Genomic DNA, 20935 nt, shown 5'->3' with positions numbered 1-20935 from the left:
GTTCGTTGCCGGAGCGGTCGTGGACCTGACGGCGGGCACGCCTGAGCGCAGGGGCTTCTGTGGGCCGAACTCCTGATGAAGTAAGAGATGACCTGGCAATTTACCGAGATGTAGTATTTTCGCGGTGCCCGGCCGGTAGACTGGAAGGATGGCCCAGGGGTCCAATTCGCTGTGGCGTGACATCCGCGACGCCGTAGCCGGCGCGGAGCGCGACTATACCAGCGAGCCGCTTTCGCGCGCTATTCTCCTTCTGGCCGTGCCCATGGTGCTGGAGATGTGCATGGAGTCGCTCTTCGGCATCGTGAACATCTTCTGGGTGGCGCGGCTGGGCGAGCATGCCGTGGCGGGTGTCGGTCTCACTGAGACGATGCTCACCGTGCTGTATGCCGTGGCGATGGGGGTGGGCATGGCCACCACGGCCATGGTCGCCCGGCGGACCGGAGAGAAGGATCCGGATGGCGCGGCGGTGGCGGCCGTCCAGGCGATCATTCTGGGGCTGTTTCTGTCCCTGCTCACGGCGGTGCCGGGCATCCTCTATTCCAGCAACCTGCTGCGCCTGATTGGCGGAGAGCCGATCGTGGTGGAGTCGACGCACCGTTACACAGCGATCATGCTGGGCTCTTCGCCAAGCATCATGCTGCTGTTCCTGATGAACGCAATCTTCCGCGGAGCGGGCGATGCGGCTATCGCGATGCGCGTGCTGTGGGCGGCGAACCTGTTGAACATGGTGCTGGATCCCTGCCTGATTTACGGGCTGGGCCCATTTCCGGAGTTGGGCATCACGGGCGCTTCGGTGGCGACGTCCATCAGCCGGTCGTTCGGCGTCGTGCTGCAGTTGATCGTGCTCTTCCGCGGGCGCGGCCGGGTCGCGGTGACCTGGGCGCAGGTGCGAGTGGACTTCGCGATTCTGCGGCGCCTGTCGCGGATCTCCGCCACGGGCATGCTGCAGTTCCTCATTGCCCATGCAAGCTGGGTGGGGCTGGTGACGGTGATCGCGAAGTCGGGCAGCGCGGCGCTGGCCGGGTATACGATCGCCATCCGGGTGATCGTCTTCACACTCTTGCCATCGTGGGGCCTGGCCAATGCGGCAGCGACCCTGGTGGGCCAGAACCTGGGGGCCCGCGAACCGGACCGGGCGGAGCAGGCTGTGTGGCGTACCGGGCTCTACAACATGTGTTTCCTGGGGTTGGTGGGCCTGGCCTGCATCCTCTTCCCGGAACCGATGATCCGATTCTTTTCCACAGAGCCGGACGTGGTGCGATATGGGGCGCAGTGCCTGCGCATCATCAGCTACGGATACGTGTTCTATGCGTACGGAATGGTCATGGTCCAGGCGCTGAATGGGGCAGGCGACACCGTAACCCCGACGATCGTGAATCTGGCCTGCTACTGGATGTTTCAGATCCCCCTGGCGTGGTTCCTGGCGATCCACCTGCAATTCGGCGCGGTAGGCGCGTTTTGGGCAGTGCCGGCCGCGGAATCTGTCCTCGCGGTGGTGGGGGTGATGGTGTTCCGGCGGGGCCGGTGGAAGAAACAGGCGATATGAGTGCTCCCCGAGGGGAGAACCGGTTCCCGAGGGCCTCAGGAGAGGGATGATAGAGACAGGGGCGTGAGGCCCCGGGGAGGCAAGCATCTCTCGAACAGGAGAGGACGCGGTTCTCACGGCAGGCGAGGAGATCGCCAACAGCCTGACGCACGGGCTGGGCGCCCTGCTGAGTGTGGCGGCTCTCGTAATGATGGTGGCGGCGGCGGCGAGCCGCGGCACCGGGCGGCAGGTGGTGGCCTGCGCCGTGTACGGCTCCAGCCTGATTCTGCTTTACCTGTCTTCCACCCTCTACCACGCGCTGACCAACGGCCGGGCCAAGCGGATCTTCCGCGTTTTCGACCACATCTCGATTTACCTGCTCATCGCGGGGACCTACACGCCGTTTCTGCTGGTCACACTGCGCGGGCCCTGGGGCTGGGCTTTGTTTGGCGTGGTTTGGGGCCTGGCGGTGCTGGGCATCGGGTTCAAATGCTTCTTCACCGGCAGGATGGAGATCCTCTCCACCTCGGTCTACCTGCTGATGGGCTGGGTGGCAGTGGTGGCGATCAAGCCGCTGCTGGCGGCGCTGCCGTGGGGCGGGTTCCTCTGGTTGCTGGCCGGAGGCTTGTCGTACACGCTGGGCGTCGTGTTCTATACCTGGCGCCGGAAGTACGCCCACGCCGTGTGGCACCTGTTCGTGCTGGCGGGCAGCGCATGCCACTTCGTGGCGGTGTGGTTGTATGTTTTGCCGCGCGCGCATTGAGCCGCGGCGGATGCAAACTTATTCCAATTCGGCGATCTTTCGACAGGTGGATGCTAAACTGAAACTGCTTCCTTGGCCAAACTCCTGCGCATCCTCTCCGGGTTTGGATTAGTCCTGCTTGGCATTCTCGGGCTGATCCTGCCCATTATGCCGGGGTGGGTGTTCCTGATCCCGGGCCTGGTGATCCTCGCCGACTACTTCCCTCCCATCCGGCGGCTGCTCAATTGGGCCAAAAGGAAGTTCGAACAGCAGACCGGCCGTATGCGGGACAATAGTAAGACTCCGCAATGATCAAGAGCATAACCGTGCATGGGGCGCGGATGCACAATCTGAAGAACATCAGCGTCGAGATTCCCCGTAACACGCTGACGGTGATTACCGGACTGAGCGGTTCCGGCAAATCTTCGCTGGCCTTCGACACGATCTATGCCGAGGGACAGCGGAGGTACGTCGAGACACTTTCGCCGTATGCTCGCCAATTCTTGGACCAGATGGAACGGCCTGAGGTGGATTCCATCGACGGGCTGAGCCCGGCCATCTCCATCGAGCAGAAGACGACCAATCGCAGCCCCCGGTCTACTGTCGGGACGATCACCGAGATCTACGACTACCTGCGCCTGCTGTGGTCTTCGATCGGTGTGCCGCACTGCCCGAACTGCGGGATCCCGATTTCCAAGCAGACGACGCAGCAGATCCTCGAGAACATCCTGGCGCTGCGGCAGGACGACCGGATTATGATCCTGGCTCCGGTGGCTCGCGGCCGGAAGGGCGAGTACAAGAAAGAACTGGAGAAGTACGCCCGGGCTGGGTTCGTTCGGGCGCGGATCGACGGCGTTCTGCGGTCGCTGGACGAAGAGATCGCACTGGACAAACGGAAGAATCACACGATCGAAGTGGTGGTCGACCGTCTGCTGCTGAAGCCCGGTTTGGAGAAGCGGCTGGAGGCATCCATCGAGACGGCCACCAAGCTGGCGAACGGGCTGGTGACGGTGGTGGTGGTGAACGGTCCATCGGGTGAGAGCGAACGGCTTTATTCGCAGAAGATGGCCTGTCCGGACTGCGGAGAATCGGTGCCCGAGATCGAGCCTCGCTCGTTCTCGTTCAACAGCCCCTATGGCGCGTGCGAGACCTGTCACGGGCTGGGCAGTTCGTGGAGCTTCGACCCCATCAAGGTGATTGTGGATTCGTCGAAGCCGCTGTTCGACGGCGGACTCGGCCCGGGCGGCAGTTCGGCGCTGATGCAGCAATCGGTGAGCGAGGCCGCGAAGAAGCTTAAGATCAATATCACGAAGCCCTTCGACGAGTTGACGCCGAAGAACCAGCAGGCGCTGCTCTACGGAGCAACCGGCTTCCCGGGCATCATCAAGATCCTGGAGCGGGCCTTTGAGGATTACAGCGAGGGCTACCGCGAGTACCTGATGGAGTACATGTCGGCTACGCCGTGCGCAACCTGCCACGGCCAGCGGTTGCGGCCTTCGAGCCTGGCTGTGCGGGTGAAGGGCATGGGGATCGCCGAGTTCACCGGCATGCCGATTGCGCGGGCGCTGCCGGCGGCCCGGGAATGGGTGTTGACGCCCAGGGAAGAGCAGATTGGCGCGCGGATCGTGGAAGAGATCCGGAACCGTCTGGAGTTCCTGACCGCCGTGGGGCTGGACTACCTGTCGCTGGAGCGGTCGGCTGCGACGCTGTCGGGCGGCGAGGCGCAGCGGATCCGGCTGGCCACGCAGATCGGGTCGAAACTGCGCGGCGTCTTGTATGTACTGGACGAGCCGTCCATCGGGCTGCATCCGCGGGACAACGAGAAGCTGCTGGATACGCTGGGCCGGCTGCGGGATCTTGGCAACACGGTGCTGGTGGTGGAGCACGACCAGGAGACGATCGAGCGGGCCGACTATGTGATCGACCTGGGTCCCGGCGCTGGCCGGCTGGGCGGATATCTGGTGGCGGCGGGGACTCCGAAGCAGATCGCGGCCAACAAGGATTCGCTCACCGGGCAGTACATGAGTGGTAAGCGGGCGGTGGAGATTCCCGAGTTCCGGCGGCCGGGCAATGGCAACAAGCTGGTGCTGCGCGGGGCGCGCGAGCACAACCTGAAGGAACTCGACGTCGAGTTTCCGCTGGGCACGCTGATGGTGATCACGGGCGTGAGCGGCAGCGGGAAGTCGACGCTGATCCACGACCTGCTGTACCGGTCGATCTCGCAGTTCCTGTACAACAGCAAGGCGAAGCCGGGGAACTACGACAAGCTGGAAGGGCTGGCGCATATCGACAAGGTGGTGGAGATCGACCAGTCGCCCATCGGACGGTCGCCGCGCTCGAATCCTGCGACGTACACGGGTGTGTTCACGCCGATTCGCGAAATCTTCGCCATGCTGCCGGAATCGCGGGAACGCGGGTACAAGCCGGGCCGGTTCAGCTTCAACGTCAAGGGCGGGCGCTGCGAAGCCTGCCAGGGCGACGGTATGAAGCGGATCGAGATGAACTTCCTGCCGGACGTGTTTGTGCCCTGCGATGTGTGCCGCGGGCGGAGGTATAACTCCGAGACGCTGCAGGTGAAGTTCAACGGCGTGTCCATCGCCGATCTGCTGGAAACGACGGTGGAAGACGCGCTGGTGCTGCTGCAGAACATCCCGCAGATCAAGCAAAAGCTGCAGACGCTGGTGGATGTCGGTCTAGGGTATCTGCACCTGGGCCAGAGCTCGACCACGCTGTCGGGCGGCGAGGCGCAGCGCATCAAGCTGGGCCGGGAGCTGTCCCGGCGGCAGACGGGCAAAACGCTGTACATCCTGGACGAACCGACGACAGGGCTGCACTTCGAGGACGTCCGGCGGCTGCTGGATGTGTTGAACCAGCTCGTCGACCTGGGCAATACGGTGCTGGTCATTGAACACCATACGGATGTGATCAAGTCGGCCGACTGGATCATCGATCTGGGTCCGGAGGGCGGCGAAAAGGGCGGGACGATTGTGGCGACGGGGACTCCGGAGCAGGTGGTGAAGAACCGCCGTAGCCACACGGCGCGAGCGCTTGAAAAAGTGCTGAAAAACGGCAAAGCTGGTTGAAGTACCCGAATTGACGAAATACAGCCACCAACCCTTAGAGTTCCAAGGACTTTCCACCGTACCGATTGAAGCGCGCGGCGGCAAGGTGCGCCACGAGCATATGGCCGTGCCGCACATGGCGGGCAGCGGGCTGAACGCCTGGTTGGACCGGTTGCCGAAGCTGCTGGCAGCAGACTCGCTACGCGGTGTCGTGGCGGCGCTGGAACAGGCGCGGGTGCGCGAACGCGGCATCCTGTGGGGTATTGGCGGGCACGTCATCAAGTGCGGCCTGGCGCCTGTTTTCATTGATTTGATGGATCGTGGCTTTGTGAGCGGCATCGTCATGAATGGCGCGGCGTCGATTCATGACTTCGAAATCGGCATTGCCGGGTGCACGTCGGAAGAGGTGGAAGACGTGCTGCCGGACGGGCGGTTCGGGTCGGCTGAAGAGACCGGCCGCGAGATGAACCTGGCAATCCGGGCGGCGGCCGAGCAGGGCATTGGGATGGGCGAGGCGCTGGGCGCGCACCTGGAACATATCGTCAAATCGCAATATGCCGATGCGTGCCTGCTGTACCAGGCGTGGAAGCGGTCGATTCCCGTGACGGTGCATGTGGCCGTGGGAACGGACACTCCGCATACCCATCCGGCGGCGGATGGAGCCGCGATCGGGGCGGCCACGCATCACGACTTCCGGCTGTTCTGTTCACTGGTACGGACGCTGAATGACGGCGGCGCGTACCTGAACATCGGCAGCGCGGTGGTGCTGCCCGAAGTGTTCCTGAAAGCCGTTTCGGTGGTGCGGAACCTCGGTTATCCGCTGGGCGAGTTCACGACGGCGAACTTCGATTTTCTGCAGCACTACCGGCCGCGCGTCAACGTCGTGAGCCGGCCGCACGCGCAAAGAGGCGGGCAAGGGTATGCCATTACGGGGCATCACGAGATCATGATCCCTCTGCTGGCTGCGCTGTTGATCGAGAAGCAGTCATGACGCAGCCGGGCTCCATTTTCGCGGAAGACGGCCCGCGCCCCAAGCATCCGTTCTGGTCGTGGATCGACGCAGCGCTGATATTCACTCTGGCCGTGCCGTGTCTCTTTCTGTCTGCGCTGCTGAGCAAGGGCTTGTTTTCGCTGGCCTCCGCTCCGCCCAGCGATGCGGTGAAGGCGATCACGCTGCAGTTTGTGGCTTACGCGCTGTGGTTTGGAGTGCTGATCCTGCTGCTGAAGACGCGGTACGACGAACCCTTCTGGCGTTCGCTGGGGTGGAAAGTCCCCTGGCCGCGCATGGGTCTCACGATTCTTGCCGGTCCGCTGCTGGTAGTCATGGTTGCCGTGCTGGGCCAGGTGTTGAACACTCCCGTCACCGACAATTCGATTGAGAAGCTGCTGCATGGGCGGATGTCGATCCTGCTTGTGGGATTCTTTGCCACCACCCTGGGTCCGCTGGCGGAAGAGCTGATCTTCCGTGGGTTCCTGCAGCCGCTGATGGTGCGGACCTTTGGGGTGGCCGCGGGGATTGTGCTGAGCAGCCTGCCGTTCGCGCTGCTGCACGGGCCGCAGTATTCGTGGACCTGGCAGCACATCGCGCTGCTGGTGCTCGCATCCTCAGTTTTTGGTTACACGCGGCAACGCACGGGCTCGACGGCTGCGTCGACTCTCGTCCATGCCACCTACAACCTTACGTTTTTCGCGGGATTCCTGCTTCAAAGGAAGGAACTGTTCTCCTAATGGTCGAGACCATTCAATGGACCGATGCCGGCGTGGTGATGATTGACCAGACGCGGCTGCCGAGGGTGGAGGAGTTTGTCACCTGCACCACGTACGAAGAGATGGCGCACGCCATCAAGACGATGGTGATCCGCGGCGCTCCGGCGATTGGCGTGGCGGCGGCCATGGGTGTCGCCCTGGGCGTGCTCAAAGCCGATCCGGCGCAGTTGGACGCTGAGTTCGAAGTCATCTGCTCGACCCTGGCGGCGACGCGGCCCACGGCTGTGAATCTGTTCTGGGCGATTGACCGGATGAAGAAGCTCTACACATCGATGCAGGGCCAGCCGATCGAGGCGCTGCGCGAGGCGATGGTGAAAGAGGCGAAGCTGGTCTACCTCGAGGACATCGCGATCAACGAGGCGATTGGCGCGCATGGGGCTCCGCTGGTTCCGGACGGGAAGACGGTGCTGACGCACTGCAATGCCGGTGCGCTGGCAACAGCGGGCTTCGGCACGGCGCTGGGTGTGATCCGGGCGGCGGTGAACGCGGGCAAGAACATCGACGTCTTCGCCGACGAGACGCGGCCGTTCCTGCAGGGCGCGCGGCTGACGGTGTGGGAGTTGCAGCAGGACAACATCCCGGTGAAGCTGATCACGGACAACATGGCGGGCCACTTCCTGAAGAGCGGCCGCATCGGCTGTGTCGTGGTGGGCGCCGACCGCATCGCGCGCAACGGCGACGTGGCGAACAAGGTGGGCACCTACGGCGTGGCGGTGCTGGCGAAGGAGAACGGCGTCCCGTTCTATGTGGCGGCCCCGATCTCGACACTGGACCTGACCTTGGACCACGGCGACCAGATTCCAATTGAACAGCGGCCTTCGACGGAAGTGACGGAAGTGTTCGGCGTGCCGGTGGCGCCCGAGAATACGCAGGTTGAGAATCCGGCCTTTGACGTGACTCCGAATCGATATGTGACGGGGATCATCACAGAAAAGGGCGTCGCACGTCCACCCTATGAGGAGAGCCTGCCGAGGCTGGCCCAGGAATAACACATGAAAAAACTTCTACTCTTCTTCGTGCTCGCGGTGAGCGCCCTCGCCGGGCCTTTGAGCGGCAAGCGGGTGGCCAGCTTCACGCTCGCCGATGCGACGGGCAAGTACTACGACGTGCTCGATTTCCGCGGCAAGGTACTGCTGATCGACATCATGAAGACCGATTGTCCGCACTGCCAGACGCTGTCGCGGACGCTGGAGCGGGTGAAGGCGAAGTATGGCGACAAGATTGCCGTGCTATCCATCGTGAATCCGCCAGACGATCCGACGCGCGTCTCGGCCTACATTGCCAAGTACAAGGTGACGAATCCGGTGCTGTTCGACTTCGGCCAGGCGACGGCGGCGATGCTGAAGATCACTCCGCAGAATCCGAGCATCAACCTGCCTACGCTGCTGGTGGTGGATGCGCAGGGCATCGTCCGGTCAGACCTCGTCTATGATGAGTCACTGAAGGCGATCTTTGAAGGTGACGGGCTGTATGCCGTGATCGACAAGGCGATGGGTGGGGCCCCGGCCGCGGCGCCCGCAAAGAAGAAGTAGATCGATACACGTTGGTTTGTCAGGGCCGGTTCCAGGACCGGCCCTTTCGTGTGTCTACCGATCGATGCCGTCAGGCGCTTTGGAGATCGGCCAGTTTCCAGAGACCGAGCGCCTTGTCCTCGTAGCCGCCGCCTGCCTCCGTGCAACCTTCCACAAGAAACCTGGCCGGAGCCGGCCAATGGAAAGGGGCCACCTCGAAATTCAACATGCGCCAGTCGCCGTTCTGAATGTCCTCGTTGCGCTCGCATTCCAGAAACGTGGTGGTTAGCAGCCAGGTGGAGCCGCTGCGCTTGAGGTTGTCGATGGCGTGCCGGATGTTCGCGAGCGAGAGGTGAACCAGGCAGTCGCGGCAGAAGACGACGTCGACTTGCGGGAGCGGGTCGCTGCACAGGTCGAGTTTGTAGAACTCCCTGCCGGGCTGGCCGGCAAACTTTGTGCGGTTGGCCTGGACGAGGGTTTCGACAAGATCCGCTCCGATATAGCGCTGGACGGGCAGGTCGGCTTTGCTGAGCCAGCCGAAGTCGCCGCAGGGGATGTCGAGGAAGGTCCCGGCTCGAAGCTCCGCCAGAAGCTTAGGGAGTTCGGTGCGCAAGCGCAGTGTAGCCGAATCCTCCGAGCCTAGCCCAGAGACGGACTCTTCCGCGCCCCAGAGATTGGTGTCGTGGATGGTGGTGAAGACCTGGTCGAGTGGAAGCTCCTTGAGTTCGGCGGCCTTTTCGCGGAAGCGGACGGCGGCCGTCACCGGGGGACGGACTTTCATAACGTGGCGAGCACCTCCAGATCTACATTACCGCCGCTGAGGATCACGGCTACTCGGTTCAGGCCGGGGGGCAGCTTCTTGTGGAGGACGGCCGAGGCGCCCACTACGCCGCTGGGTTCCACTACCAGCTTCATTCTCGTCATCACGAACTTCGTGGTCTCCTTGATCTCGTCTTCCGTGACGAGGAGGACGTCTTCCACCAGCTCCTGGATGATGGGGAAGTTCAACGCTCCGGGCTTGGTGGTGCGCAGGCCGTCGGCGATGGTGAGGGGCGAAGAGATTTCCACGGGTTTGCCTTCACGGCGCGACAGCCAGTAGTCGTTGCCCAACTCGGGCTCCACTCCGAAGACGCGAATGGAGGGGTTGATCGCCTTGGCGGCTACCGCGGAGCCGGACAGGAGGCCGCCGCCTCCGAGACAGACGACCAGGGCGTCCAGCGACGGGACCTGCTCCATGATCTCCAGGGCGCATGTGCCGGCTCCGGCGACGATCCAGGGGTGATCGAAGGGCGGCACGAGCATGGCTCCGGTCTCCTCGGAGATTCTGCGGCCGATGGCTTCGCGGGATTCCTTGAGACGGTCGTAGGTGATGACGGTGGCGCCATTGGCTCGCGTGGCCGCCAGTTTGGACTTGGGCGCATCGTCGGGCATGATGAGCGTGGCCTGCACGCCCAGGATGCGGGCGGCGATGGCCACGGCCTGGGCATGGTTGCCGGACGAGAAGCCCACCACGCCCTTGGCGCGCTGCTCGGGCGTCATCGAATAGAGGAAGTTGGCCGCGCCGCGGATCTTGAAGGCGCCGCCTTTCTGGAGGTTCTCGCACTTGAAGAAGACCTCGGCTCCAGCGCGCTCGTCGAAGCTGCGCGAGGTCCAGATGGGGGTCTTCTGCGCGATCGGCGCGATGCGGGCCGAGGCCGCGCGGATGTCGTCGATGGTGATGGCGGACATCAGTAGCCCGCCTTCTTGTCGCTGATGTTCTTCAATGGTTCGCCTTGGGCAAAGAGTGTGTAGTTCTCGAGGAAGAGCTCCATCGCATCGTTGAGCCAGGTGGCTGTGTTGTCGGAGCAGTGCGGGGAGAGCAGGACATTGTCCAGTGCCCAGAGCGGGTGGTCCTCGGGGAGCGGCTCCTCGTCGAACACGTCGAGGACAGCGCCGCGGATCCAGTTTTCGCGCAGGGCGTGGAGCAGGGCGGGTTCTTCAATGACGGGTCCGCGACCCAGATTGATGAGCACGGATTCCGGCTGCATCATGCGCAGCTCGGTTTCGCCGATCATGCCGCGGGTGTCGGGTGTCAGCGGCGCCCCGACCAGCAGATAGTCAGACCGTTGGAGGATGTTTTCGAACTCCTCGCGGGTGTGACGGCGGCCGATACCGTGAACGTGCATGCCGAAGGCGTTGGCGAGGGAAGCGACAGCGCGGCCGATGGAACCGTGGCCGATGATGCCGAGCGATGCGCCATGGAGTTCCGTGATGGTGAACTTCTCCCAGCGGCGTTCCCGCTGCTGGCGCCGCATACGGCGGATATCCTTGGCGAACCAGAGCATGCCGGCGATGGCGAACTCGCCCAGGGAGCGGGCAAAGACGCCGCGGCCATTGGTGAGGCTGACGTCGCTCTCGATGAGAGCCGGGAAGAGCAGGGTCTCGAGGCCGGCCCACAAGGAATGAACCCACTGGACGCGCGGCGCCATGGACCAGACCTGTTCGACGAGCTCACGGCTGACCGCCCCGACCAGCAGGATGTCGGCCTCCGGAGTGGCATTGACGAACGCTTCGGCGCTGTCGCCGGCCACGATGCGGCAACCGGGCGGCAGGCGGTCCAGCAGCGTCAGATGCCGGGCTGTTGGGCTATTCAGAACCAGGATCGTATGTCCAGCCATCAACTCTCCATTCCCAGGGATTGAGCCCCGGCATGGGCCGGGCCTAGCCTCAGTATAAAGCCCGCCTTGCGGCTGCTATCGATACTACGGGACACTGATAATGTGGAAGGCTACTGCACCTGCGGAGCGAAGCTCCTGCCGGAATCTCAATTTTGTCACCGCTGTGGCCGCCCGCTGCGAGACGACATCGGTGTGGCGGAAGCGCCGGAACCGGCTGCTGGCGAGGTCCAGGCCGAAGAAGCGCCTGCTGTCCAGCCCGAGATTGTCGTTCCGCTTGCGCCCACAGGCCCGGCTGAAATCAACTTTCACAACGGGATTGCCGTGCGCGTCGGGTTTCTGGCGGCGGCCATCGTTCAGCTGCTGATGACGCTTTCCGCAGTGGTTGCGGGGCCGATCATGATGCCGCTTGTTTTGTGTGGCGGCGGATACTACGCGGTGTTTCTCTACCGGCGTAGAACCGGCGCGGGCATCACGGTCGCCAATGGCGCGCGGATGGGCTGGATCACCGGCGTGTTCACCTTTGTCATCACGACCGTATTCTTCACGCTGGGCATGGCGGCCCTGGCCGGCAGCGATGAGCTCATGAAGGCCTACAAGGACAGCGCCGCCGGGTTGGGCCTGTCGCCCGACGCCGCAAACCAACTTCAAAAGGTGATGAACGATCCGGCCACCTTCGGCTTGTCCATCGTGTTCACGCTGATTCTGCAGTTCTTCCTGCTCACCGTGCTGTGTTCCGTCGGCGGCGCATTGTGTGCCAAGTTCGGCCAGAACCGGAAAGCCTAAGCCAGTTTCCTGCGCCGCGCCTCGGCGTGTTTCACTACTGCCACGCCTGTGAAAATGATGAGCATCGCCGCGGCTTCACGGAGGCCGAAGGACTCGCGGTAAAAGACCCAACCCAGGAAGACGGCCACCAGCGGATTCAAATAGTTGTAAAGCGAGACCATCGCGACGGGTAGGCGGTCGAGCGCGAACACGTAGCTGGAGTAGCCGATGATGGACCCGAAGGTCACCAGGTAGAGTGTGGCCGAGATCCCTCGGGTCGACCAGTGCACGGGTCCTTGCAGGAACAAAGCCACCGGGATGAAGGCTAAGCCGGCGGCGAGTTGCTGTACGCCTCCGGACACGATGGGATGAGCCTTGGTCTCCTGGCGGCGCTGCAGCATCGAACCCAAAGACCACGACAGGCAGCCGACCTGGAGGATGCAGAAGCCCAGGATGAGATGCTGGCCCGCGGCTCCGCCGGCCATGGCGCCGGGCCCGACCAGTAGCGCGGCTCCGCCTAAGCCGATGGCCATACCGGCGAGGGTAGGCCCGTGCAGCGGCGTGCGGGGCGGCATCAGGGCGTCGAGACCGACCATCCAGAAGGGCGAAATGGTGATGATGAGGGCGGCGAGGCCGCTGGGGATCATCGTTTCGGCCCAAACCAGGCCGCCGGTGCCCAGGCCTACCAGCAGGATCCCGTTGCCGGCGCTGCGGGCCAGTTCGCGGCCGCGCGGGATGTGCGCGCCCATGAACAGGGCTCCGATGAGCAGGATGGAGCCGGAGAGGGTGAAGCGCACGGCGACCAGCAAGGCGGGCGGAAAAGTCTCCAGCGCCATGCGGATGCCGAGGTAGGTGGTGCCCCAGAAAAAGCATACGGACGCAAGAGCGGCGTAGGCAGTGAACTGGGGGTGATTCCTCAAATAGTTAGCGTAGCATCCGGATGTCAGACTCCGATAAACTGATGGTTTGATCCTCACCCTCACCGCGAATCCAGCTATAGACCGCAACGTTGCCGTCGATCGCCTGGTCTTCGAAGACCGGGCCTACATCCTGTCGACCCGGGAATCGGCCGGAGGCCGAGGCATTAACGCGTCCAGCGTGATCCACAGCTATGGTGGGCCGACGCTGGCCATTGCGATCTGTGGCGGCAAGTCGGGCAAGCTACTGGAAGGGTTCCTGAGCCAGGCCGAGTTTCCGTGCGAGTTCGTGCGGGTACGGCACGAGATCCGGACGAATTTCACGATCGCGGATAAGAACGGTCTGGCGATCAAATTGAATGAACACGGTCCGGCGCTGAGCCAGCCGGAGTTGTCCAGGCTGGAAAAGACCGTGCGGCACAGGATGAAAGAGGCGACCTGGCTGCTGCTGTGCGGCAGCGTGCCGCCCGGGGTGCCTGCTGAATTTTATGCGAGGCTGATCCAAGCAGCTTCGAAGTTGGGCGTGAAGACGCTGCTGGACACGGATGGCGAAGCGGTGGAAGCGGCGCTGGAGCAGGGACCGACCGTAGTGACTCCGAATCAACCGGAAGCGGAGCGGTTGCTGAATCGCGCTTTGCTGACGCGCAACCACTTCCAGGAAGCTGCTGAGCGGATCCGGGGCATGGGCGCGAAGAACGTGATTCTGTCCCTGGGTGCGCGTGGTGCGCTGGGCGCGTTCGAGGATGGGTCCATCTGGGAGGCGGTGCCGCCGCGGATCGACGCGCTGTGTCCTATCGGCGCGGGCGATGCGCTGGCCGCAGCCTACGCCTGGGCTGCACACGATGGCAAGGAAGCCATGGATGCGCTGAGGTGGGGCGTGGCGGCTGGTACGGCGTCAGCAAGACTGCCGGGTGTGAGCTTCGCCAACCTGCAGCAGACTCGTGAGATCTACGGCCGCGTTGAAGTGCGCCGGTTGAATTAGCTGGCCGCGCAGGTTCACCACTTCTCCAATCACCATCACGGCGGGAGAATTGACCTCGCAGGTACCGGCCTCGCGCAGCGTTGTCACCACGACCCGCTGCCTGGCCGTGGAGCCATTCTCCACAAAAGCGACCGGAGTATCGCCGTCGCGTCCGGCGGCAATGAGGCAGTCCGCGATCTCAGCGCGGCGCCCGACACCCATCAGCACGACCAGGGTGTCGACATGGGCATAGGCCGCCCACTCCTGACACGCGGCGGGGTGGCGGTGTCCGGTGACGACCGCGAAGCCGCCGGCGATGCCGCGGTAAGTGACTGGAATTCCAGCCAGTTCGGGGACAGAGATGGCGGAACTGAGGCCGGGCGTGACTTCCACGTTCCAACCGCGGGCGACCAGCCAGCGCCATTCCTCTCCACCCCGGCCGAAGACCATGGGGTCGCCGCCCTTCAGGCGGACCACGGTTTCGTGGCGGCGGCCGCAGTCTTCCAGCAGGTCCAGAATGTGGCCCTGGATCTCTTCCTGGCGGCCCTCTGCCTTTCCGACATCATGGAGTTCCGCGGCGGGGCTGATCAGTTCGAGAACTTCGCGGGAAACCAACCGGTCGTAGAGCACGGCGTCGGCGCGGGCAAGGATGCGGGCAGCGCGGACCGTGAGGAGGTCGGCGCGACCGGGTCCGGCTCCGACGATGTGGATGGTGCTCATGCAGGAACTAGCCTCAGGCTAGCATATGGCCACAAAGCCTATCAACAAAGTAAAGATTAGGCGTCGGGAGTGGAGTCGGCCGGCGGTTGGAGGTCGTCTGGCTCCTTTTTGCGGCGCTTGAAGAAGATTTCAGGGGACTTAACCCAGGTCGCGATGAGGACCGCGAAGAGGACGCCCAGGGACACAAAAGTGGCGATGGATCCAACGACGAGGTAGTCGGTTTCCGAACGCGGCTCAGGCAGCAGACGCAGACCGATTGCGACCGTGACTCCGAAGACGATGGCCGCACCGGTCAGCAGCATCGCCCACCTGGTTGCAGGGGATTCCATGAGATTGATTTTAATCGTATTTCTCGACGATGATCTGCTTCCGGTCAAATCCTTTCGATTTGAGGAGGGTGCGGACATCGTCGACCATGGCCTTGAGGCCGCAAACGTAGACATCAATGTCATTCCGCCCGCCCAGCGCTTCATCCAGATGCGCCTGGACGCGGCCGGCGCGGCCAGCCCAGCCCGTCCCGGGGCGTGTAAGCGTCGGCAAGTAACGGAATCCAGGCCGGTTGGCGGTAAGTTCCTCGAACTCCCGGCGGTACAGGATGCCCTCTTCCGAGCGGGTTCCAAAGAGAAGCGCCAGGCTGGTGGAAGCGGCGAAGACGGGCGGCCAGCGGAGGAACGAACGAAACGGAGCCACGCCGGTTCCGGTGGCGACAAAGACGGCGTCGCGCAGCGGGGCTTTCGGTACGAAGTAGCCGAGCGGGCCGCTCATCTCAATGGTGTCGTCCGGCTTCATCTCGAACAGCCACGGCGAGAGGCGGCCGTCCTGGACACGATTCAGGCACAATTCGAAGCGGTTGCCGGAGGGCGCCGAGGCGATGGAATAGGCCCGGGTAATGGACTTACCCAGGACGTCGCGGCTGAAGCTGACGAACTGTCCGGGGGTGAAGTCCAGCGTTTCCAACAGATCGACGGCGAAGGTGAAGTGGCGGACCTCCGGCGCGATTTCAACGGACTCGACAAGACGGGCTTTCAAGCTTGCGCTTCCTCCGGGGGTGGGGGCAGCAGGCCGTAGAGCGACTCGATGAAAGCGCGGCTCTTGCGGCGCCCATTGTTCGTCTGCCATTCGGTGCGCTGCCAGAAGACCAGCACGCCCAGCAGATCCTTGTCGCGGACGGTATGCGAGCCGCCACGCTCGGCTACGTGTTCGCGGAATTCGTGGACTTCGCGCTGGAACCGGTCAGACAAGGCGGCAGCGATGCCGTTGACGGGCCGGGTCTCGTAGACTAGGCCGCTATCGGCGATCTTGTAGGTGCGGACCAGGGCGTCGAGGGCGTCGCGCATGTCAAAGTCGTTGGCGCCAGGGGTTTCCAGGGCGGAAACCAGCAGCAGGCGGCCGGTGACGATGGCCAGGGGCTGCTGCTCTTCCATGAACTTATCGGTGAGTTCGATCTCAGGGTGGGGCAGAGTCTTGGGATCGACCTCAGGCGGTTTCTCGTGGCTGCGCGCCTCACGCAGATACTCGCAATCCAGGGGGCAGTCGATCGTCTGCTCCCGCTCAGTCCCACAGCAGACCGCGCAGATGTCTTTCATCAAGGCGGGGCAGGACCGGCGCGGGGGCCGCGACTCGCACAAATGGCAGGTTACGCGTTCCATCCGTCCGATTTATCGTACCATCCGAATGATGAAGAACATCGATGTCTACATCAAGATCGAAGTCGATCTGGACGAGAGCGAACACCCGCAGCGCTTTGCCGAGGAGCTGTGCCGCGTGCTGAAACGCGTGTATGGCGTAAGGAAAGCGGAAGTCTCGAATCTGCTGGAGCATACGGCCGAATGAGTGTGCCGTGGACAGGGTTGCAGTTCGGGCTGGGCTTGCTGGAGATCGGCCGGGCCTGGGGCTTCAAACCATCGCCCGTGCCGGACGATGAACAGGCGGAGGAGTTCCTGAACGGTGCGTATGAAGCCGGGGTCCGGATCTTCGACACAGCACCCTCGTACGCGTGGAGCGAACCCAGGTTCGGCGCGTTTCTGATGCAGTTGACGGCGGAGCAGCGCGATTCGCTGGTGGTGGCCACGAAGTTCGGAGAGTCCTGGGACTTCGAGACAAACCAGACAGTGCTCGACCACAGCTACGATGCGCTGATGGCGAGCCTGGAAGAGAGTTTCCGGCGGCTGGGGCGGATCGACATCCTGCAGGTGCACCGGAGCACTCCGGAGGTGCTGCGGGCGCCCGGCACGATCAAGGCCCTGGAAGCGGCCAAGGCAGCAGGGGTCAAGGTGGTGGGCGCCAGCGTGAAGGATCTGGAGTCGGTGGAGATCGCCTGCACGAACGAGTTGTTCCAGATCCTGCAGATTCCTTACAACCGGCGGAACCAGGCGATGCGGCCGGCGATTGCACGGGCTCGGGAAACCGGGCGTCTGCTGTTCACCAACCGCCCATTCGCGGAAGGGGAACTGCTGCAGGCGGAGGACCGGAACCAGGCGATCCGTGAGTGTTTCGCGGCCATCCAGGCGACACCCTTTGACGGGGCGATTCTGGCGGGGACGCGATCGGTCGAGCACCTGAAGCAGAATCTTGTGGGTTTTCAAGGGTAAGATCCTGCGAGAAGCCGGGCTGCCGCCTTTAATCGGCTGCGGCGGGGGCCAGAATGCTGGCTGGCGGCATCCTGCGGACTTCTGAGTGATGGGGCGGGGTGGCCACGGAACTGTCCGGAAACTGCATCGAGTAGAGGTGGGCGTACAGACCATCGAGGGCCATGAGTTCGCGGTGGGTGCCTAGCTCCACGATGCGGCCGCCGTCCATGACGGCGATGCGATGGGCCACCTTGATGGTGCTGAGGCGATGGGCGATGATCACGGTGGTGCGCCCCTGCATCAGGTGATTGAGCGCCTGCTGCACGAGGCCTTCCGAGTCGTTGTCGAGCGAGCTGGTTGCCTCGTCCAACAGCAGGATGCGGGGGTTCTTGAGAAGGGCACGGGCCACGGCGATGCGTTGGCGCTGGCCGCCGCTGAGTTTGGCTCCGCGTTCGCCGACCACCGTTTCGTACTGCTGGGGGAACTCCATGATGAAATCGTGGGCGTTGGCGGAGCGGGCCGCCGCGATCATCTGCTCTTCCGTGGCGCCCAGCCGTCCGTACAGAATGTTCTCGCGGATGGTCCCGCCAAAGAGCATGGTCTCCTGCGGTACCAGGGCCATCTGTTCGCGCAGGCTGTGCTGGGTGACGGAGCGCAGGTCGCGGCCATCGAGCTGGACGCTGCCGCCGGCTGGATCGTAGAAGCGCGGGATGAGGTTGAACAGCGTGCTCTTGCCTGCTCCGCTGGGGCCGACCAGAGCCAGGATCTCGCCCGGTTGGATATCGAGCATAATGCCCTTGATGACCGGCACATTGGGTTCGTAGTGGAACGTCACGTTGTCGAAGCGGAGGTGGCCCTGCGTGCCGGTGAGGGTTACGGCGCCCGGCGTGTCCTGCACGGTGGGATGGAGGTCGAGGATTTCAAAGACACGCTGGACACCGCCGATGGCCGCACGGAACTGGGCGTAGAGACCGGCGAGGCCGCCGAGACTGCCGGCGATCATGATGCCGTACATCAGGAAGCCGTTGATCATAGCGAGGGAGAGGCGTCCGGCGATCACTTCGCGCCCGCCGTACCACATGATGGCGGAGATGGTGCCGAAGCCCAGGAACATCATCACCGAGGAGAAGGAAGAGTGAAGGAAGGCCATGCGCAGGGAGGCCGAGAGCGCCTTCCGGGCGGCTGCCCCGTAACGGGTGGTCTCGTGCTGCTCCTGGCCGAAGCTCTTCACGACGCGGATGCCCTGCAGAGCCTCTTCCGCGACGGTGGTGGCGTCGGCGAGGTGATCCTGGAGGCCCGTGCTGGACTTCTGGATCCGGCGTCCAAAGAACGCCACGAGCAGGACCAGCGGCGGAACCAGCGCCAGGATGAACAGTGAGAGCTGAATGTTGATGGAGAGAACGATGACAAGCGCTCCGATGAGGGACACGCTCTGGCTGAGCAGGGAGGTGATGTTGCTTGTCAGAACGGTGCGCATCTGCGTCACGTCACTGGAGAGTCGGGATACGATTTCGCCGACACGCCGTCCCGAGTAGAAGTCGAGTGACTGGCGGTGCAGGTGGGTGTATAGGGTGGTGCGCAGGTCGCAGACGATGTTCTCGCCGATGACGGCCAGCATGATGGACTGGAGGAACGACAGCGCGGCCTGGGTGAGGAAGATGCCCAGCAGCAGCAGGGCCAGTCCGTTGAGGGAAGAGAGGCTGTGGGTGCGTGTGGCGGAGTCGAGCAGGCGGACGATCACCATGGGGAAAGCGAGCCCCAGCGCGGACGAACCCAGCAGCGCGAGGATGGCTACGGCCATGCGTCCCCGATAGGGCTGCAAGTAAGCGAGCAGGCGTTTCCACGGAAGAGTCGAGAGCTGGACAGGTGGTTCATTTTCGGATGGCGCGGCGAAGCGGTTTGGATGGTGTGCGCCTGGTCGATGCAGCATGTTTGGTCTCCGCGAACCAGATTAGCGGCGGCGCATAAACTGAATTTAAACAAGGCCGGGATGTTACACGGCAGGCAGACTGACGGTGAATTCCGCGCCCGCGCCGGGCTGGCTGCGCACCGCGATCGCTCCGCTGTGGATCTCGACGACGCGCTGGGCGATGGCGAGGCCCAGTCCATTGCCTCCGGCGGAGTGGCGGCGCGAAGGATCGGCTTTGTAGAACCGCTCGAAGATCCGCGGCAGGTCTTCTTCGGCGATGCCGATCCCGGTATCGGCAACACTCACCTCCCAGCGATCGCCTTTCCGGTGCAGGCCGACGTGAATGGTGCCTCCGGGCGGGGTGAACTTGATGCTGTTGTGGATCAGGTTGATCCAGACCTGGCTGAGCAGGTCTTCGTCGGCCGAGATGGCGGCCTCGTCGAGCGCTACCTCCATCTCAATGTCCTTGGCGGTCCATTGGGTTTCGCAGGCCAGAATCAGGTTCCGGAGCTGCACATCGAGCCGGTAGGTCGTGGGGGCCAGCCGGGTCTGTTCCGAGTCGAGGGACGCGAGCTTGAGCAGGTTCTCACTCAACCTGGACAGCCGGAGGCTCTCCGCTTCGATGATCTCGAGGTAGTGGAGACGGTCCTCCAGGCTCACATTATCCCGCTGCAGGGCAGCCGCAAAGCCCCGGATGGAGGTGAGGGGCGACTGAATTTCGTGCGACACATTTGAGACAAACTCCTGACGCAGCTTTTCCATCTCGTCGAGACGAGTGGCCATGTGGTTCACGCTCTGCACCAGCTCGCCCACCACTCCGTGCGAGCGCAGGTTCTCGTCCAGCCGGGTAGTGAAATCGCCCGTGGCGATTCGCTCGAGCGCTTCTGTAATGACGGAGAGGGGATTCTTCGTCCGGTGGCGCCTGTGAATCACGGTGCCGGCGATGGCCACCAAGGCGACCATGAGGATGATTCCGAGGAAGGCATTGACCAGCAGGGCCAGCACGGCGTGAGGCTTCCAGCCGGTGCGGGCATAGACGAAGGCGGTGATGTAGAAGGCCAGGCACAGAACGAGGGCGAAGAACGCCAGGGAAGCGAAGGCGCGAAACCAATGGCGGAATGCCAGCCGGTTTCTCATCAGGCTGCCTCCAGGCGGTAGCCGAGTCCTCGGATGGTCTTGATGCGGAAGGGCGCCTGGGCTTCGGGAAAGCGTTCCCGGAGGCGGTTGATGTGAACATCGAGGGTGCGTTCATTGCCCTCGAAGTCGTAGCCCCAGATATCCTCGATGAGCTTCGACCGGGAAAGCGTCTTGCCCGCGTAGCTCGCCAGCTCGAACAGAAGTTCGAATTCCTTCAGCGGTAGGTTGAGCGGCCGGCCCGCGATCGCTGCCTCGTGGGTCTTGCGATCCATGGTCAGGCCGCCGACCTGCACCGTCTGGGAACTGGCCACCCGGTAGCGCTTCAGTAGAGCCTTGACACGGGCCACGAGTTCCACGGGTTCGAAGGGTTTCACAAGGTAGTCGTCGGTGCCCAGCTGAAAGCCCTTCACCTTCTGGCTGGTTTCGCCCTTGGCCGTGATGATCAGCAGGGGAAAGTCGCCAGCCAGGCGCAGGCGGCGGCATAGCTCCCAACCATCCATGTTGGGCATCATGACATCCAGGATGACCATGTCGGCCTTGACGGTTTCGAGCCGGGCGAGGGCATCGTAGCCATCACAGGCTTCGAAGACATCGAGGCCTTCCGGCTCCAGGAAGATCCTGACCAGCTCTCGGATATTCGGATCGTCGTCGACTACCAGGATTTTGCTCATCGGATCGGAAGCGGCGGCACAGCA

General features: G+C 63.4%; 23 protein-coding genes. 12 read left to right on the top strand and 11 right to left on the bottom strand.

All coding sequences use genetic code 11. From position 1 onward, the window contains the following. Window positions 1–148: 148 nt before the first annotated feature. The 8 genes from IRI77_RS24890 (at window position 149) to IRI77_RS24855 (ending at window position 8628) form a co-directional block, all read left to right on the top strand. Window positions 149–1546: an MATE family efflux transporter gene (locus IRI77_RS24890; protein ID WP_194447700.1), complete on the top strand. Its 1398-nt coding sequence runs from the start codon at window positions 149–151 to the stop codon at window positions 1544–1546. An 85-nt stretch (window positions 1547–1631) separates the two neighbouring features. Continuing rightward, complete coding sequence (gene trhA, locus IRI77_RS24885; protein ID WP_194453785.1) at window positions 1632–2288, top strand: PAQR family membrane homeostasis protein TrhA; 657 nt, start codon at window positions 1632–1634, stop codon at window positions 2286–2288. Window positions 2289–2360: 72 nt separating this feature from the next. Further along, window positions 2361–2579 (top strand): PGPGW domain-containing protein, encoded by a 219-nt coding sequence (locus IRI77_RS24880; protein ID WP_194447699.1) that lies wholly within the window; start codon window positions 2361–2363, stop codon window positions 2577–2579. After that, the gene (gene uvrA / locus IRI77_RS24875) at window positions 2576–5350 is read left to right on the top strand and encodes an excinuclease ABC subunit UvrA (RefSeq protein ID WP_194447698.1); all 2775 of its coding nucleotides are present in this window, start codon (window positions 2576–2578) and stop codon (window positions 5348–5350) included. The genes IRI77_RS24880 and uvrA overlap by 4 nt, the downstream gene beginning before the upstream one ends. 10 nt (window positions 5351–5360) lie before the next feature. Then, window positions 5361–6320, top strand: coding sequence for a hypothetical protein (locus tag IRI77_RS24870; RefSeq protein WP_194447697.1), 960 nt, complete (start codon window positions 5361–5363; stop codon window positions 6318–6320). Continuing rightward, complete coding sequence (locus tag IRI77_RS24865; protein ID WP_194447696.1) at window positions 6317–7057, top strand: CPBP family intramembrane glutamic endopeptidase; 741 nt, start codon at window positions 6317–6319, stop codon at window positions 7055–7057. Before IRI77_RS24870 ends, IRI77_RS24865 begins: the two co-directional genes overlap by 4 nt. Then, entirely contained in the window at window positions 7057–8085 is a 1029-nt protein-coding gene (gene mtnA / locus IRI77_RS24860) for an S-methyl-5-thioribose-1-phosphate isomerase (RefSeq protein ID WP_194447695.1), read from the top strand. The genes IRI77_RS24865 and mtnA overlap by 1 nt, the downstream gene beginning before the upstream one ends. Window positions 8086–8088: 3 nt before the next feature. Beyond that, window positions 8089–8628 (top strand): TlpA family protein disulfide reductase, encoded by a 540-nt coding sequence (locus IRI77_RS24855; protein WP_194447694.1) that lies wholly within the window; start codon window positions 8089–8091, stop codon window positions 8626–8628. Between the two features lie 70 nt (window positions 8629–8698). Here IRI77_RS24855 and IRI77_RS24850 read toward each other — a convergent pair whose 3' ends face one another. From IRI77_RS24850 to IRI77_RS24840, 3 genes are read right to left on the bottom strand one after another with little or no spacing between them, the layout of a single operon-like run. Next, window positions 8699–9388 (bottom strand): class I SAM-dependent methyltransferase, encoded by a 690-nt coding sequence (locus tag IRI77_RS24850; RefSeq protein ID WP_194447693.1) that lies wholly within the window; start codon window positions 9386–9388, stop codon window positions 8699–8701. Beyond that, a complete protein-coding gene (locus tag IRI77_RS24845) occupies window positions 9385–10335 on the bottom strand; it encodes a pyridoxal-phosphate dependent enzyme (protein ID WP_194447692.1) in 951 nt (316 codons plus the stop codon). Before IRI77_RS24845 ends, IRI77_RS24850 begins: the two co-directional genes overlap by 4 nt. Beyond that, window positions 10335–11264: a D-2-hydroxyacid dehydrogenase gene (locus tag IRI77_RS24840; RefSeq protein ID WP_194447691.1), complete on the bottom strand. Its 930-nt coding sequence runs from the start codon at window positions 11262–11264 to the stop codon at window positions 10335–10337. The genes IRI77_RS24845 and IRI77_RS24840 overlap by 1 nt, the downstream gene beginning before the upstream one ends. A gap of 192 nt (window positions 11265–11456) precedes the next feature. Between IRI77_RS24840 and IRI77_RS24835 the strand changes: the two genes are divergently transcribed. Next, window positions 11457–12047 (top strand): hypothetical protein, encoded by a 591-nt coding sequence (locus IRI77_RS24835; protein ID WP_194447690.1) that lies wholly within the window; start codon window positions 11457–11459, stop codon window positions 12045–12047. Here IRI77_RS24835 and IRI77_RS24830 read toward each other — a convergent pair. Beyond that, window positions 12044–12946, bottom strand: coding sequence for a DMT family transporter (locus tag IRI77_RS24830; protein ID WP_194447689.1), 903 nt, complete (start codon window positions 12944–12946; stop codon window positions 12044–12046). The genes IRI77_RS24835 and IRI77_RS24830 overlap by 4 nt on opposite strands. Window positions 12947–12992: 46 nt before the next feature. On the opposite strand from IRI77_RS24830, the gene IRI77_RS24825 reads away from it, so the two are divergent. Beyond that, window positions 12993–13925, top strand: coding sequence for a 1-phosphofructokinase family hexose kinase (locus IRI77_RS24825; RefSeq protein ID WP_194447688.1), 933 nt, complete (start codon window positions 12993–12995; stop codon window positions 13923–13925). On the opposite strand, the gene cobA is transcribed toward IRI77_RS24825, so the two are convergent. From cobA to IRI77_RS24805, 4 genes are read right to left on the bottom strand one after another with little or no spacing between them, the layout of a single operon-like run. After that, window positions 13839–14624: a uroporphyrinogen-III C-methyltransferase gene (gene cobA / locus IRI77_RS24820; RefSeq protein WP_194447687.1), complete on the bottom strand. Its 786-nt coding sequence runs from the start codon at window positions 14622–14624 to the stop codon at window positions 13839–13841. The genes IRI77_RS24825 and cobA overlap by 87 nt on opposite strands. 56 nt (window positions 14625–14680) lie before the next feature. Next, window positions 14681–14953, bottom strand: a complete 273-nt coding sequence (locus IRI77_RS24815) for a hypothetical protein (protein ID WP_194447686.1) — start codon at window positions 14951–14953, stop codon at window positions 14681–14683. Between the two features lie 10 nt (window positions 14954–14963). After that, on the bottom strand, window positions 14964–15653 hold the full coding sequence (locus IRI77_RS24810) for a ferredoxin--NADP reductase (protein WP_194447685.1): 690 nt from the start codon (window positions 15651–15653) through the stop codon (window positions 14964–14966). Then, window positions 15650–16210, bottom strand: coding sequence for a hypothetical protein (locus IRI77_RS24805; protein WP_194447684.1), 561 nt, complete (start codon window positions 16208–16210; stop codon window positions 15650–15652). The genes IRI77_RS24810 and IRI77_RS24805 overlap by 4 nt, the downstream gene beginning before the upstream one ends. Between IRI77_RS24805 and IRI77_RS24800 the strand changes: the two genes are divergently transcribed. Further along, on the top strand, window positions 16200–16457 hold the full coding sequence (locus tag IRI77_RS24800) for a hypothetical protein (protein ID WP_194447683.1): 258 nt from the start codon (window positions 16200–16202) through the stop codon (window positions 16455–16457). The genes IRI77_RS24805 and IRI77_RS24800 overlap by 11 nt on opposite strands. Beyond that, on the top strand, window positions 16454–17215 hold the full coding sequence (locus tag IRI77_RS24795; protein ID WP_194447682.1) for an aldo/keto reductase: 762 nt from the start codon (window positions 16454–16456) through the stop codon (window positions 17213–17215). Before IRI77_RS24800 ends, IRI77_RS24795 begins: the two co-directional genes overlap by 4 nt. A 28-nt stretch (window positions 17216–17243) precedes the next feature. On the opposite strand, the gene IRI77_RS24790 is transcribed toward IRI77_RS24795, so the two are convergent. From IRI77_RS24790 to IRI77_RS24780, 3 genes are all read right to left on the bottom strand, one after another. After that, complete coding sequence (locus IRI77_RS24790; RefSeq protein WP_194447681.1) at window positions 17244–19124, bottom strand: ABC transporter ATP-binding protein; 1881 nt, start codon at window positions 19122–19124, stop codon at window positions 17244–17246. A gap of 63 nt (window positions 19125–19187) precedes the next feature. Continuing rightward, complete coding sequence (locus IRI77_RS24785; protein WP_194447680.1) at window positions 19188–20240, bottom strand: sensor histidine kinase; 1053 nt, start codon at window positions 20238–20240, stop codon at window positions 19188–19190. After that, complete coding sequence (locus IRI77_RS24780; RefSeq protein ID WP_194447679.1) at window positions 20240–20911, bottom strand: response regulator transcription factor; 672 nt, start codon at window positions 20909–20911, stop codon at window positions 20240–20242. The genes IRI77_RS24785 and IRI77_RS24780 overlap by 1 nt, the downstream gene beginning before the upstream one ends. Window positions 20912–20935: the final 24 nt, after the last annotated feature.

Origin of the sequence: Paludibaculum fermentans (assembly GCF_015277775.1) — a bacterium.
GTDB classification, from domain to species: Bacteria; Acidobacteriota; Terriglobia; order Bryobacterales; family Bryobacteraceae; genus Paludibaculum; species Paludibaculum fermentans.
The sequence above is the reverse complement of the archived record's forward strand: the minus strand, read 5'-3'. Positions and strand labels throughout refer to the sequence as shown.

Bases quoted from the DNA above. Each gene is read 5' to 3' on its own strand.
- IRI77_RS24890 (WP_194447700.1), top strand. From the start codon at position 149: ATGGCCCAGGGGTCCAATTCGCTGTGGCGTGACATCCGCGACGCCGTA.
- uvrA (WP_194447698.1), top strand. From the start codon at position 2,576: ATGATCAAGAGCATAACCGTGCATGGGGCGCGGATGCACAATCTGAAG.
- IRI77_RS24865 (WP_194447696.1), top strand. From the start codon at position 6,317: ATGACGCAGCCGGGCTCCATTTTCGCGGAAGACGGCCCGCGCCCCAAG.
- mtnA (WP_194447695.1), top strand. From the start codon at position 7,057: ATGGTCGAGACCATTCAATGGACCGATGCCGGCGTGGTGATGATTGAC.
- IRI77_RS24855 (WP_194447694.1), top strand. From the start codon at position 8,089: ATGAAAAAACTTCTACTCTTCTTCGTGCTCGCGGTGAGCGCCCTCGCC.
- IRI77_RS24850 (WP_194447693.1), bottom strand. From the start codon at position 9,388: ATGAAAGTCCGTCCCCCGGTGACGGCCGCCGTCCGCTTCCGCGAAAAG.
- IRI77_RS24845 (WP_194447692.1), bottom strand. From the start codon at position 10,335: ATGTCCGCCATCACCATCGACGACATCCGCGCGGCCTCGGCCCGCATC.
- IRI77_RS24840 (WP_194447691.1), bottom strand. From the start codon at position 11,264: ATGGCTGGACATACGATCCTGGTTCTGAATAGCCCAACAGCCCGGCAT.
- cobA (WP_194447687.1), bottom strand. From the start codon at position 14,624: ATGAGCACCATCCACATCGTCGGAGCCGGACCCGGTCGCGCCGACCTC.
- IRI77_RS24815 (WP_194447686.1), bottom strand. From the start codon at position 14,953: ATGGAATCCCCTGCAACCAGGTGGGCGATGCTGCTGACCGGTGCGGCC.
- IRI77_RS24800 (WP_194447683.1), top strand. From the start codon at position 16,200: ATGTCTTTCATCAAGGCGGGGCAGGACCGGCGCGGGGGCCGCGACTCG.
- IRI77_RS24805 (WP_194447684.1), bottom strand. From the start codon at position 16,210: ATGAAAGACATCTGCGCGGTCTGCTGTGGGACTGAGCGGGAGCAGACG.
- IRI77_RS24795 (WP_194447682.1), top strand. From the start codon at position 16,454: ATGAGTGTGCCGTGGACAGGGTTGCAGTTCGGGCTGGGCTTGCTGGAG.
- IRI77_RS24790 (WP_194447681.1), bottom strand. From the start codon at position 19,124: ATGCTGCATCGACCAGGCGCACACCATCCAAACCGCTTCGCCGCGCCA.
- IRI77_RS24785 (WP_194447680.1), bottom strand. From the start codon at position 20,240: ATGAGAAACCGGCTGGCATTCCGCCATTGGTTTCGCGCCTTCGCTTCC.
- IRI77_RS24780 (WP_194447679.1), bottom strand. From the start codon at position 20,911: ATGAGCAAAATCCTGGTAGTCGACGACGATCCGAATATCCGAGAGCTG.